Source organism: Alphaproteobacteria bacterium HT1-32 (assembly GCA_009649675.1).
GTDB lineage: Bacteria > Pseudomonadota > Alphaproteobacteria > Rhodospirillales > HT1-32 > HT1-32.
Genome location: WJPL01000001.1, coordinates 1,657,340 through 1,670,070, shown reverse-complemented (window position 1 = coordinate 1,670,070; position 12,731 = coordinate 1,657,340). Strand labels below are relative to the sequence as shown.

Here is a 12,731-nt window from a genome sequence, read left to right as displayed (position 1 = left end):
TCTCCGGGCCGGTACCTGTCTCAGCTCACAACCACCAGACGGGCAAATTCCTGAATTTCGTCATCTGTCGGCTGGAACGGATCATCCTTCCGGCCGGTCAGGCTGGCGATGATCCGGCTGGCCACAACCTGTGTAAACAGGGCAACCGCCTGGGCATCACTGAGTTGTCCCTGCCCCTTGCCTGCTTCCTGCTTGTCATGCAGATCTTCCAGCGCCTCGATCAGGCCGTCCAGAGACTCATGCACGGAAGCTTCGGCGCGCTCTGCCGGCAGGCCGAGACGCTGATACATGCCGAAGGACAGTTCTGCCCCGAACATGATCGCATCTTCCGCCTCCAGCTTCAGGGTACGTGCCCCCAGAAAGAAGCCGAGACCCGACGCATAGACGCCATGATTGGGATAAACGGGCAGCCCGCCCTTGACGAATTCCTTCAGGGCTTCCGGCGTTACGCCCTTTGGCCCGTCCCGATGTACGACCGAAGCCACAACCGACAAACGGAGAATATGTTCCTCCAGTTGCTTCCTCAGGGATTCACGATATTCCGCATCCGTTCCAGCGTTGGCTGTCTCATCACTCACATAAGTCTCCTGTCTGTTATTGCGCGGACTATGCGATAAATGGTCCGAAGACTCAAAACTTCGCTCGGGAAACCCTATCTGGCCGCTGCCAGAAGCCCGTCCAGATCCAGTGAAGACTCCAGATGCCGGGCAAGCGCATCAAGGGTTTGCTCTACTTCCTGATCATATCTGACCGTCGACCGGATTGCCGGGTTCAGCCGGCGCAGGATGTCTGCCCGGCAGTCATCCCCGGCAAACAGACCGTGCAGATAGCAGCCGGAAACCAGTCCGTCGGCACTGACGGCACCGTCATTGCGGCCATCACTGAAAGTCAGCACCGGGCGGGCACAGTCCGGGCCGCTTGTCCGGCCCATATGCATCTCGTAGCCGGTGACCGGCAAACCGGTGGCCAGATGCGTCGCCGTACGTGCAACCAGTGCCTTGTCACCGCCGATCACCGTCTCGACATCCAGCAGACCAAGTCCCGGCTCACGTCCTGCCGGACCTTCGATACCGTCCGGGTCGCTGACGCTCTGGCCCAGCATCTGATAACCGGCACAAAGCCCGATGACGGCACCACCACGCCGGACATGAGCCAGAATATCGATATCCCAGCCATTATGCCGGAGGTCACGCAGGTCAGCCATTGTCGCCTTGGAACCGGGCAGCAGCACCAGATCCGTTTCCGCCGGAATAACGTCGCCGGGCTGAACGATGGTCAGCGCAACAGCCGGTTCAGCCGTTAGCGGGTCGAGATCATCGAAATTGGCGATCCGCGACAGCCGGGGCACCGCAACCCGGATCAGCGCGTCTTTCCCGACTGCGGGAGATGACAGGGAAGCCGCATCTTCTGCCGGCAGACGTGAGGCGGCGGCAAAGAAGGGCACAACCCCGAAACAGGGTTTGCCCGTATGCTGGCCGATGATGTCGATGGCGGAATCGAACAGGCTGACATCACCCCTGAACTTGTTGATGATATAGCCTGCGATCCGGTCACGCTCTGCCTGCGGCAGAAGTTGCTGTGTGCCGACAATCGAGGCAATCACCCCGCCGCGTTCGATATCGCCGATCAGAACAACCGGAATATCCGCGGCTTCGGCAAAGCCCATATTGGCCACATCACCCGCCCGCAGATTGACTTCCGCCGGGGATCCCGCACCTTCAATCAGGACTATGTCTGCCTCATCCTGCATCCGCTGAAAACTGTCGAGGATACGCGGCAGTAATTGCGGTTTCAGATCATAGTAATCACGGGCACGGGCATTTCCGAAAACCCGACCCTGTATAATAACCTGCGAGCCCACATCCGACTGCGGCTTCAGCAGTACCGGATTCATATGAACCGATGCCGCGACCCCGCAGGCCCGGGCCTGCAATGCCTGCGCGCGGCCAATCTCGCCACCATCAGACGTCACCGCCGCATTGTTCGACATGTTCTGTGGTTTGAAGGGGCGAACCCTGAGACCGCGCATTGTCAGGGCGCGGCAAAGGCCGGCCACCAGCAACGACTTGCCGACATCCGAGCCGGTGCCCTGAAACATCACTGCTGCGGTTCTGGACATTCGGACGATATCCGGTCGGTTCAGGGACTCTGTTCACTGCCGCCGGTCAGCCGGCAAGTCGGGTCAGTCTGTGGCAGAAAAAGCAGGAAAACAGCCGGGGTCAGCGCAGATCAAGCGCCTTGCGCAGCTCATCTGCTGCCGGGTTCTGGGCCAGCTGTTCGATCACGATGGTTTCCGCCGTGACCGGACGACCGTAATATTCCTCATTCCAGGACGCCCGCGAACCGATGACAGCGCCTTCAAAGGCCGCGCCGCCAAACAGGCCGACCGCCTTGGAATAGGAAATGATATCTGCACCAAGACTGGTGGTGGTCGACGCTTCCGCGCCTGCGCCAACCGGGCCGATTGCGATGGAGACATCGGCCCCCAGCTTGACCTGATGATTGATGACAGCTTCGAGACCCTGCTGATTCATGATCAGAAACATGACCTCGGAACTTTCTACCCCGGCCTGAAAGCCGAGACTGCCCGCACCGAGAGTGTAAAACGCCGGGTAGCTCCATTTGCCCGTATCGTCACGGGCCAGCAACACACCATTGCCGAATTCCGCACCAAAGATAAAACCGGCTTTCAGCAAGCCGGGAACAATCAGCACGCCCTTGGCCCGCCCCAGCTGTTCATGAAGGCTGCGATAATCCCGGTCAGCCAGAAATTTCTCAACCGTCAGCAGGGATTTCTGAACCACTTCCTGACCGGAGGATTCCGCATGAGCAGCAACGGGACGAAACCCCGCGACCATTGAAAAAACCGCCAGCGACAAACCTACCGCTACCAGACTGCGCCGCATCAGATTATTCATGAGCCACCCGCGTTAATATCCATTCCCCCGAAGCAGCCCCGACACTAGCCGGGAAAGATTAAGTATTCAAGAAAACAGGGGTCAGTATTCCACGCCCGGCTGCGCTTTAACGCCATCCCGGAACGGATGTTTGACCAATGTCATTTCTGTAACCAGATCAGCCGCTTCAATCAGATCTTCATGTGCATTACGTCCGGTCACCACGATATGCAGATCCGGGCGACGGGATTTCAGCACCGCAAGCACATCATCAATTGCCAGATATTCATAGCGCAGCGCGATGTTCAGTTCATCCAGAACGACCATCCGCATGGCCGGGTCCGCAATCATTTCCTTTGCCATTTCCCAGGCTTTTTCGGCAGCAGCGACATCACGTTCACGGTCCTGCGTCTCCCAGGTAAAGCCTTCCCCCATTGCCCTGAAGGTGACCAGTTCGGAGAAGCTTTCAAATACCCGGCGCTCTGCCGTATCCCATGCCCCCTTGATGAACTGGACAACCCCGACCGGCATACCGTGACCGACACAGCGCAGAACCATGCCGAAGGCAGAGGATGATTTGCCCTTGCCCTTGCCGGTATGGACAATCAGCAGGCCACGTTCATCGGTCTTGCCCGCCATCATCTTGTCACGCGCTGCCTTGATCTTGGCTTTCTTGGCCTTGTGGTCGCTGTTGGTGCTGTCATCACTCATTGGAATGCTCCTCTGTCAGGCTGGTCAGGCGATCATAGACCGTATTACGGCGGGGTTGCCACAGGCCCCGGTCAATTGCCTCACGCAGCCGGTCTGACAGTTCACGCAGGGCGGCAGGGTTTTCCTGTTCCAGAAAGGCCAGAACCTCGCTGTCTTCCAGATAGGCGTCGAACACCAGATCAAAATGATGATCCCGGACACAGCGGGCCGTCGCAGCAAAGGCGAACAGATAATCCACGGTCGCCGCCATCTCGAACGCGCCCTTGTAGCCGTGACGCATGACCCCGCTGATCCATTTCGGATTCACCACACGGGCACGCACCACACGGGCGACCTCTTCCTCAAGACTGCGGATACGGGGTGATTCCGGTCGTGAATGATCGGGGTGATAAGCCGCAGGCTGCGACCCGGACAGCACCCGGACCGCCGCCGTCATACCGCCTTCAAACTGATAATAGTCGTCGGAATCGAGCAGGTCATGTTCCCGGTTATCCTGATTCTGGATGACCGCCTGCACGGTTTTCAGCCGGTCACGGAAAGTATCATGGGCGGCCCGGCCGGCGGCTCCCGCACCATAGGCATAACCGCCCCATTCCACATAAGCTGCCGCCAGGTCCGCGTCACTTTCCCAGCATTTCTCGTCAATCAGTGCCTGCAGGCCCGCGCCATAGGCACCGGGTTTCGATCCGAATACACGATGACCCGCCTGCTGTTCGGCCATGGCCCGGTCAAGGCCATCCGCCTGCAGGGATGACGATGCCAGACGCCAGGCCGCCGCCGCCGGGTTCTGACTTGCCGGTTCATCCAGTTCAGCAACAGCACGGGCAGCCGAATCAAACAGGTCGATCAGGCCCGGAAAGGCATCACGGAAGAACCCGGAAATCCGCAGCGTCACATCAACACGGGGCCGGCCCAGTACATTCGCCGGGATAATCTCGAACCCGATGACGCGCCCCGATCCTGTCTCCCAGGACGGCTGGACCCCGATCAGGGCCATCGCCTGTGCAATATCGTCACCACCCGTACGCATGTTCGACGTGCCCCAGGCCGACAAAGCCATCGACTTTGGCCAGTCCCCGTTATCCTGTACGTATCTGTCAATCAGCAGGGAAGCCGACTTCCAGCCCAGCCGCCAGGCGGTTGGTGTCGGCACTGTACGTGTGTCGACAGAATAGAAATTCCGCCCCGTCGGCAATACTTCAGGCCTGCCCCGTGTCGGTGCACCGGACGGGCCGGGGGCGACAAACCGCCCGTCCAGCCCCGTCGCCAGCCCCTCAAGTTCCGCCGGGCCACAGGCATCAACCGCCACCGCAATCCGGTCGGTGATTTCCGTCAGGACAGCTGTCGTTGCCGTCCAGTCTGCCGGACAGTCCAGATCACCACCGACAAGCCCGGCCGCCAGCAGTTCAAGGCGCTCCACCGTATCACCTGCCGTCCGCCAGCGGTCATCGGTCAGGCCGTCGAGAAGCATTGGCTTCCGACCCGGCCAGATTGCCGCCATCTCACAGTCCAGCGGGTCAAAACCCAGATCAAGATCCGCCGCCAGCGCCCGCAGGATCGACGCATTCGCGGCAGCCCCATCGCCCCGGGGTATCCGTGTCAGGGCCACCAGAAGGTCCCGGCGAAGCCGGTCTTCCGGGGAATGGCCAAAGATATGCAGCCCGTCGCGGATCTGCATTTCCTTGAGTTCACAGAGGTGGTTGTCGAGTTTCTGCAACCGGCTGGCCTCGTCGTCATCTGCCGATATGCCACAATCCAGATCAAGACCGCTCTGTTCTGACAGTTCGACAATTTCCCGACCCAGTTCCCGCATACGCCGCGGGTCGACATTTGCCGCCTCATAAAACTCATCCACCAGCCGTTCCAGCTCCCGCAACGGGCCGTAGGATTCGGCGCGGGTCAGGGGCGGGGTCAGGTGATCAATGATGACCGCCTGCGCCCGGCGCTTTGCCTGCGTTCCCTCCCCCGGGTCATTGACGATGAAGGGATAGAGATGCGGCATCGGGCCAAACACTGCTTCCGGAAAGCAATCTGCCGACAGGGCGACAGACTTGCCCGGCAACCATTCCATATTGCCATGCTTGCCCATATGAATGACCGCGTCAGCCTCAAAGACCTGCCGGATCCAGGCATAGAAAGCGAGATAGGCATGCGGCGGCACCAGCGCCGGGTCGTGATAGGTTTCTTTCGGGTCGATATTATAGCCACGGGCCGGTTGCAGACCGATGATCAGCTTGCCGCACCGATAGGCCGATACGGCAAAAGCCTGCCGATCCGCGAGGAAGAACGGATCGGCTTCCGGCTCTCCCCAGCGATCGCTGACGGCACTGCGTACAGCCTCCGGCAGATCCGACCAGAAGCGGAGATACTCATCGCGGCTGATCATCTCGGTCACCGTCCGGGAGGTCAGGGCCGTATGATCATTGGTCGGCCCGTCCATCAGCCGTTTGATCAGCTCGGCGCCCGTCGCCGGGGCATTCTGAACATCATAGCCGTCTGTCGCCAGCCGTTCGATCGCCGCCACCGCTGCCGCCGGTGTATCCAGCCCGACACCATTGCCGATCCGGCCATCCCGGTTCGGATAATTGGCCACAATCAGCGCAACATGCCGCTGACCGGCTGCCTTCCGGCGCAAGGTCACCCAGTTCCGGGCCAGTGTCGCGGTGAAGGCAATGCGATCGGCAACCGGCTTGTAGGTGACGATATCCGTCTGGGTCAGCGCATCACGTTTCGCCGATGACTTGAATGAGACGGCGCGGGCCAGAACCCGGCCATCGACTTCCGGCAGGGCAACATTCATGGCGATATCACGTGCGCCCAGCCCGTTATCGGACTCTCGCCAGGCCGCTTCGTTCGAGCCGGAAAACACCACCTGCAACACAGGACAATCGGTGACATCCAGTGGCGAGGCACTGGTTGGCGCACCCGGGGTGGATAGCGCAAACCCCGTGGCATTGAGGATAATATCCGGCTGATGATCTGCCAGCAGGGCCTCAACCGTCCCCGCCGCCACCGCATCCCGCAGGCTGGCTGCATAGACCGGCAGCGGAGCCAGCCCCTCATCACGCAGGGCACGGCTGAGCGCATCAATTACCGCCATATTGCCGCTTTGCACCAGCGACCGGTAAAACAGGATCGCCGCAACCGGGCGGTCGGCATCTTCCGGCAGAACCTCGCCATAACGCCCCCCCCGCAACAGGGGCGCCGGTTCACGCCACTCACGCTCGCGGCCCAGCAGACTGGTTGCGAAATTCAGCATCTCGGCGGCGTTGTCGACACCCCCGTGAACGGCATATTGCCAGAGCCGGTGACAATCGCCCGCAGGCAGGGTGCAGTAATCCGACAGCACCGGGTCCGGCTGATCATCACCCGGCAGAACTGCCAGTTTTGCACCCGTCCGGCGGGCCACTTCCAGCGCCTGGTCAAGGCCATAAGGCCAGTAGGAGGCACCGCCCAGCAGGCGGATGACTATCAGCTTTGCTGATTCCAGAATGGTCTCGGTGTAGAGATCAACGGACATGTTATGTCCGAGCTGCAACAGGCTGGCGAGACGCAGGGATGGCTGGCCATCACCATGCCGCTCCACCAGCTGGTGCTGTGCTGCCGCAAGACAGGCCAGTTCGGATTCTGCGGCGGACAGGATGACGATATCACCCGGCGTCTGGCCGAGATCAACCGCTTCCGATCCGTCTGCGACGATGCCCGGCTGCGCGGCGAGAAGATGCATGAAACTGCCTCTCTGCGCGCCGCTCAGGCAGCGGTCAGCGCGGCCTCGATGGCTGTCTTGTCCATACCCGCCAGACCGATCACAACCAACTGGCTTGAGCGTGATTCACCTGATTTCCAGGGCCGGTCGAAATAGGTCTGGATACGACTGCCAACACCCTGAATCACCTGACGCATCGGCTTGCCCGGTACATCGATGAAGCCCTTGATGCGCAGAATGTCGAACTGATCGACCGTGGTCCCGATCCGCGTCGTCAGCGCGGCAACATCATCAACCTGACCGAGATCGACGATGAAACTGTCAAAATCATCATGGTCGTGGTCATGCGGACCATCATGATGCGAAGGCCGTGCATCCAGATCGTCTTCTGCCGAGGCATTCACGCCCAGCGCCACAGCCACATCGACCCGGCCTTCCGTGGCCCGCAAAATCTTCACACCCGGTCGCAACCGTGCTTTCAGGGTCTGTTCAACCCCGGCAATCGTTGCTTCATCCAGCAGGTCGGTCTTGTTCAGGATAACGATATCGGCGGCGGCAAGCTGGTCTTCGAACAGTTCCTCCAGCGGATTGTCATGATCCAGCATCTCATCGCTTTCGCGGATCGCCTGCACAGCCGCCGGGTCATCGGCGAAGCGGCCATCGGCAACGGCGGCGGCGTCGATCATCGCAACCACGCCATCAACAGTGGTACGCGACCGTACTTCCGGCCAGGCAAAGGCCTTGATCAGCGGTTTCGGCAGGGCCAGACCCGAAGTTTCGATGACAATATGATCCGGCGGATCAGCCCGGCCCAGCAGGGTTTCAATGGTCGGCAGGAAATCGTCGGCCACGGTGCAGCAGATGCACCCATTCGCCAGCTCGACAATATCGCCTTCCTCGCAATCCGGAATCCCGCAGCCCTCAACGATACCCTTGTCGATACCGAGATCGCCGAATTCATTGATGATCAGCGCGATTCGCCGTCCATCCGCATTCTGGAGAAGATGGCGGATAAGCGTGGTTTTTCCCGCGCCGAGGAAGCCGGTGACGATGGTCGCCGGGATACGTGCGTTCATTTTTGCATGCCCTTGAGTATGAGGGGGAGACCAGCCGCGACGAATACCACCTGCTGCGCCACAAGGGCAACCCGCTGGTTCAGCAGCCCGATCTGGTCCCGATAGCTGCGGGACAGCGCGTTGTCAGGGACAATACCCAGCCCGACTTCATCGCTGACCAGCACGACCGGGCCATTGATCCGCATCAGTGATTCGGTCAGTTCATCAACTGCCGCGGCGACATCCCCTTCGCGATAGATCAGGTTGTTCAGCCACATGCCAAGACTGTCGACCAGCATCGGCTGACGATGGGAATCAAGCTGCAGCAGGGCTTTCGGCAATTCCAGCGGTTCTTCCCGTAAAGACCAGTTCTCTCCCCGGCGCGCCTGATGCTGTGCGATCCGGGCCCGCATTTCATCATCCATGGCTTCTGCGGTCGCCAGATAGATCGGGTTGCGGTCTTTCGGGATCATGCGTTCTGCAAACCGGCTTTTGCCCGACCGGACACCACCAAGCACCAGCGTGACCGCCGGCAGCGAACCGGATTGCAGGAGGCGGTTTTCCGGCGCCAGATAGAGACTGTCCAGAGCGATCTGCTGCAGACCGGCATCATACGGATTATCAAAATCTGTCATCGCGGACCGGCCATCCTGTTACGGTCAGAAGTTCTGCTGGGCCGATTGTGGACGAAGAACACGATTCACGAAAGGAATTCGCCACGCACCGCCATGTCGCGCGTCATCAATATGTTCCATCTTCGTGATCGACACATTCTCCACCTGAAACGCCAGAGCCGCTTCCGGCTCGACATTCAGCGCCAGCGACAGCGCCGCCCGGATGGTACCACCATGGGTAACAGCAATGATGGTCTGCCCGCGATGGGATTCAAGCATCCGGTCAATGGCGCGACGGGTGCGGTTCACCAGATCTGTAAAGCTTTCACCACCCGGTGGCGCGACGGAAGCCGGCGCAACCCAGAACCGGTGGGCAATACGTTCATACTTCTGGTCGATTTCATCCCATGTCTGGCCCTGCCAGTCGCCCATATGCTGTTCATCCAGATCTTCATCCTTCAGAAAATCTCCTTGTACGGCACCCGCAGCAATCAGCGCTTCTGCGGTCTGGTGGGTCCGCCGCAGCGAGGATGTCAGCCAGACGGCCTGACGCGGCAATTCAGCGGCAACTGCGCTGAACAGGCCTGCATTGCCCGTGTCACAATCCACATCATTGCGGCCATAGATACAGCCGTTGAGATGCACAACCGGCGCATGCCGAACCCAGTAGAACTCCGTAACCGTCATGTTATCGCCACCACTAATGTCAAAAGAATAACCATCTCGCCAATCTGCTCCATACCGCCCAGCACATCCCCGGTCTGCCCGCCAAGACGGCGTTTTGCCCAGATCGAAGTCAGCCAGAGAGCAAGGGCGGTCAGGGCGGCTGCCGTCAGCCCGGCTTCAAAACCGGCGAACAGCAACACCAGAAAAATACCGATCCCGGCGCTTAGCAGCGCGCTGCGGTCATCCGGACTTCCTGCCGTCACCGACAGTCCGTCTGTTCTGGCGCGGGGCAGCAGCCGCATGACCGCAGGCAGCCCGGCACGCCCGCCGACATGTGCCGCAACCAGCGCCGCTGCGCCAAACCGGGGGTCCGGAAAGGCTGCAAGACAGGTAACGCGCAGGCCTGCGGAAAAGACAATTGCCAGAACGCCATAGGCACCAATCCGGGAATCCCGCATGATCTCCAGCCGGCGTTCCCGGTCGGCACCCGCCCCGGCACCATCGGCCATATCCGCCAGGCCGTCCTCATGCAGGGCGCCGGTCATCAGCACCCCGAGACCGATGGTCAGCACTGCCGCAGGCAGGACAGGTAATCCGGTATCGCGCAAAACCAGCCAGAAAATGGCCGACAGACCACCCGTTACCAGCCCGACAACCGGGAAGGTCCGGGATGCGGCGGCCAGCGTGACGGCATCACCCCCGGCGGGCCAGCCGACCGGCAGGCGCGTCAGGAAACAAAGCGCCACGCGGGCGTCACGAATCCAGGCGGAGACAGAATTCCCTGACTTTGTTGTTTCCTGATCTGCTGACAATTCGATAGACCTGCCGTCGCTGATATTTTAAGGCTCACGGGGGTTATAGATCAGCACCCCATCCGGTCCAGCAATTCCACCCTGCCGGCCGGTCAAATATCCTGTTTTCCGACGGGGTCCGCGCATTATTCAGGAGACAATTGCTTGTCCGATACCTTACCCATCCAGTCCTTTGATGAACTTCGCGCCAGTCTGGCAGACCTGCCGGGACCGGATACCGACCGTCTGGCCGAAGTCCGCGCCCGTGAACCACAGCTCACCAAACCACCGGGGTCGCTCGGCCGGCTGGAAGAAATCACCGAATGGATGGCCGCCTGGCGTGGTCAGTATCCACCGCTGCTCGGTAATGTGCGGGCCGCCGTCTTTGCTGCCAATCATGGCGTCGCCGCTCAGGGCGTTTCAGCCTTTCCGCCGGAAGTAACGGCCCAGATGGTTGCCAACTTCCAGACCGGCGGTGCTGCGGTGAACCAGCTTTGCGGGGAATCCGATGTCGGGCTGACGGTCTATGAACTGGCGCTGGAAGTCCCGACAGCGGACTTCACCCAGGGCCCGGCAATGTCGGAAAAAGAATGCCTGCAGGCGATGATTTTCGGCATGGGCGCGCTGGAAGAACCGGCGGACCTGATCTGCCTTGGCGAAATGGGCATCGGCAACACAACGTCAGCCGCCGCCATCTGCCACGCGCTCTATGACGGCAAGGCCGAAGACTGGACCGGACCGGGAACCGGCGTTCGCGGCTCTGCGCTGGAAAACAAGATTCGTGTGGTGCGTGAAGGGGTCGCCCGCAATCGCGATATGATGACTGATGGTCTGGATATTCTCCGCGCTGTCGGTGGCCGCGAACTGGCGGCCATTGCCGGGGCTATTCTGGCCGCACGCTGGCAGCGCTGCCCGGTTCTGCTGGATGGTTTCATCTGCACCTCGGCTGCCGCCGTTCTGCAGGCCATCAACCCCTCTGCCCTTGATCACTGCATGGTGGCCCACAGCTCTGCAGAGCCGGGCCATCGCCGGCTGATCGAAAAGCTTGGCAAGGAACCCCTGCTGGATCTGGGCCTGCGTCTCGGCGAAGCCTCCGGTGCAGTGCTGGCGGTTCAGGTGGTCCGGGCCGCCATCGCCTGCCATACCGGCATGGCCACCTTCGGCGAAGCAGGTGTCGCAGATAAAGAATGAGCACGAAGCCTGATAGATCTCCATGGTGGCGGGGGCTGATTGATGCTGCCCGGGCGCCCGGCATTGCCCTGGGTGCGGCCCTTATCGGATATGGGGCACAGGCCGCGACCAACGGACTGGATATTCCGACAATGCTGGCCGCAGCGGTGCTGATCTGGGCACTGCCGCCAATGATGGCCTTCACCGAATTATACAGCGCCGGGGCATCAGTTTCCGCCCTGATCATTTCCATCGGACTGATCAATGTGCGCGCCCTGCCCATGATTGTCGCCTCCCTGCCGCTGGTCCATGGCGGAACCGGTTTCAGGCTCTGGCATCTGATTCTGGCGCAGGTTGCCTCACCAACCAGCTGGGCCCAGATGGAACTGATGCGTGGAGAACTGACACAGCATCAGCGCATCCCCTATTATTCCGGTTTCTGTTTCATCCTCGTCAGCTTCGGCCTTATCGGGGCACTGATCGGATATCTGTTCGTCAACGATGTACCGACGGCACTCCGGCTGGCGGCACTGTTTCTCACCCCCTTCTTCGTCCTGCTGATGATGGGAACCGCCAAACGACGCCCCGGTCAGGCAGCCGGGATTTGTGGTGCGATCGGGGTTCCGGTCTGTATCGACCTGATCCCGGATTTCGGCATGATCGTTGGTGGTGTCCTGTTCGGGACCGTGGGTTATGTAGCGGGTTCACTCATTCGCCGCTTTGAAGAACGGAGCCAGCGGTCATGAGTGACACCAGTGTCTGGATCATGCTGCTCGCCGCCTTTGGTGCCACCTTTGTCTGGCGATTTGCCGGAGCTGTCCTTGCCGGTCGCATTCAGGTCGATTCCGCCCTGTTTGAATGGGCGGGATGCGTTTCCTATGCGCTGGTTGCCGGGCTGATGGTAAGGGCCATCTTCTTTACAGAGGGGCCTCTGGGGACCGTACCGATGACCGACCGGATCATGGCCGTCGGGGTCGGTCTGGTCGTCTTTCTGCTGACCCGCCGCAGCGTACCGAAATCGGTCTCTGTCGGAACCGCCCTGTTTGCCGCACTGGCATTCTGGCGATCCGGGTTCTTTGGCTGACAATTTCAGCGATGATTGGGAGACAATCCCCATATTC

At 60.5% G+C, this 12,731-nt stretch carries 12 protein-coding genes; 3 read left to right on the top strand and 9 right to left on the bottom strand.

Going from position 1 to position 12,731, the window contains the following annotated elements:
- Positions 1-20 precede the first annotated feature (20 nt).
- The 9 genes from GH722_07915 to cobS all read right to left on the bottom strand — a co-directional run bounded on the left by GH722_07915 (position 21) and on the right by cobS (position 10,410).
- The gene (locus tag GH722_07915; GenBank protein MRG71690.1) at positions 21-578 is read right to left on the bottom strand and encodes a hypothetical protein; all 558 of its coding nucleotides are present in this window, start codon (positions 576-578) and stop codon (positions 21-23) included.
- Positions 579-652: 74 nt separating this feature from the next.
- On the bottom strand, positions 653-2,119 hold the full coding sequence (locus GH722_07910) for a cobyric acid synthase (protein ID MRG71689.1): 1,467 nt from the start codon (positions 2,117-2,119) through the stop codon (positions 653-655).
- Positions 2,120-2,219: 100 nt separating this feature from the next.
- The gene (locus tag GH722_07905; GenBank protein ID MRG71688.1) at positions 2,220-2,918 is read right to left on the bottom strand and encodes a hypothetical protein; all 699 of its coding nucleotides are present in this window, start codon (positions 2,916-2,918) and stop codon (positions 2,220-2,222) included.
- A gap of 81 nt (positions 2,919-2,999) precedes the next feature.
- On the bottom strand, positions 3,000-3,608 hold the full coding sequence (gene cobO / locus GH722_07900; protein ID MRG71687.1) for a cob(I)yrinic acid a,c-diamide adenosyltransferase: 609 nt from the start codon (positions 3,606-3,608) through the stop codon (positions 3,000-3,002).
- Positions 3,601-7,335 (bottom strand): cobaltochelatase subunit CobN, encoded by a 3,735-nt coding sequence (gene cobN, locus GH722_07895; protein ID MRG71686.1) that lies wholly within the window; start codon positions 7,333-7,335, stop codon positions 3,601-3,603. The genes cobO and cobN overlap by 8 nt, the downstream gene beginning before the upstream one ends.
- Before the next feature lie 23 nt (positions 7,336-7,358).
- Positions 7,359-8,390, bottom strand: coding sequence for a cobalamin biosynthesis protein CobW (gene cobW, locus GH722_07890; protein MRG71685.1), 1,032 nt, complete (start codon positions 8,388-8,390; stop codon positions 7,359-7,361).
- Complete coding sequence (cobU, locus tag GH722_07885) at positions 8,387-9,004, bottom strand: bifunctional adenosylcobinamide kinase/adenosylcobinamide-phosphate guanylyltransferase (GenBank protein ID MRG71684.1); 618 nt, start codon at positions 9,002-9,004, stop codon at positions 8,387-8,389. Before cobU ends, cobW begins: the two co-directional genes overlap by 4 nt.
- A 24-nt stretch (positions 9,005-9,028) precedes the next feature.
- Entirely contained in the window at positions 9,029-9,670 is a 642-nt protein-coding gene (locus tag GH722_07880) for a histidine phosphatase family protein (protein MRG71683.1), read from the bottom strand.
- Complete coding sequence (gene cobS / locus GH722_07875; protein ID MRG71682.1) at positions 9,667-10,410, bottom strand: adenosylcobinamide-GDP ribazoletransferase; 744 nt, start codon at positions 10,408-10,410, stop codon at positions 9,667-9,669. The genes GH722_07880 and cobS overlap by 4 nt, the downstream gene beginning before the upstream one ends.
- A gap of 195 nt (positions 10,411-10,605) precedes the next feature.
- On the opposite strand from cobS, the gene cobT reads away from it, so the two are divergent.
- The 3 genes from cobT to GH722_07860 are packed head-to-tail and all read left to right on the top strand — an operon-like array spanning position 10,606 to position 12,694.
- Positions 10,606-11,631, top strand: coding sequence for a nicotinate-nucleotide--dimethylbenzimidazole phosphoribosyltransferase (gene cobT / locus GH722_07870; protein ID MRG71681.1), 1,026 nt, complete (start codon positions 10,606-10,608; stop codon positions 11,629-11,631).
- Positions 11,628-12,356 carry a hypothetical protein gene (locus GH722_07865; protein MRG71680.1) on the top strand — a complete coding sequence of 243 codons (729 nt, stop codon included), beginning with the start codon at positions 11,628-11,630 and terminating at the stop codon, positions 12,354-12,356. The genes cobT and GH722_07865 overlap by 4 nt, the downstream gene beginning before the upstream one ends.
- Complete coding sequence (locus tag GH722_07860) at positions 12,353-12,694, top strand: AzlD domain-containing protein (protein MRG71679.1); 342 nt, start codon at positions 12,353-12,355, stop codon at positions 12,692-12,694. The genes GH722_07865 and GH722_07860 overlap by 4 nt, the downstream gene beginning before the upstream one ends.
- The last annotated feature ends 37 nt before the right edge of the window (positions 12,695-12,731 follow it).

Excerpts from the sequence above, each read along its gene's own strand:
- cobW (MRG71685.1), bottom strand. The coding sequence starts at position 8,390 with ATGAACGCACGTATCCCGGCGACCATCGTCACCGGCTTCCTCGGCGCG.
- GH722_07910 (MRG71689.1), bottom strand. The coding sequence starts at position 2,119 with ATGTCCAGAACCGCAGCAGTGATGTTTCAGGGCACCGGCTCGGATGTC.
- GH722_07860 (MRG71679.1), top strand. The coding sequence starts at position 12,353 with ATGAGTGACACCAGTGTCTGGATCATGCTGCTCGCCGCCTTTGGTGCC.
- cobU (MRG71684.1), bottom strand. The coding sequence starts at position 9,004 with ATGACAGATTTTGATAATCCGTATGATGCCGGTCTGCAGCAGATCGCT.
- GH722_07905 (MRG71688.1), bottom strand. The coding sequence starts at position 2,918 with ATGAATAATCTGATGCGGCGCAGTCTGGTAGCGGTAGGTTTGTCGCTG.
- GH722_07865 (MRG71680.1), top strand. The coding sequence starts at position 11,628 with ATGAGCACGAAGCCTGATAGATCTCCATGGTGGCGGGGGCTGATTGAT.
- GH722_07880 (MRG71683.1), bottom strand. The coding sequence starts at position 9,670 with ATGACGGTTACGGAGTTCTACTGGGTTCGGCATGCGCCGGTTGTGCAT.
- cobN (MRG71686.1), bottom strand. The coding sequence starts at position 7,335 with ATGCATCTTCTCGCCGCGCAGCCGGGCATCGTCGCAGACGGATCGGAA.
- cobO (MRG71687.1), bottom strand. The coding sequence starts at position 3,608 with ATGAGTGATGACAGCACCAACAGCGACCACAAGGCCAAGAAAGCCAAG.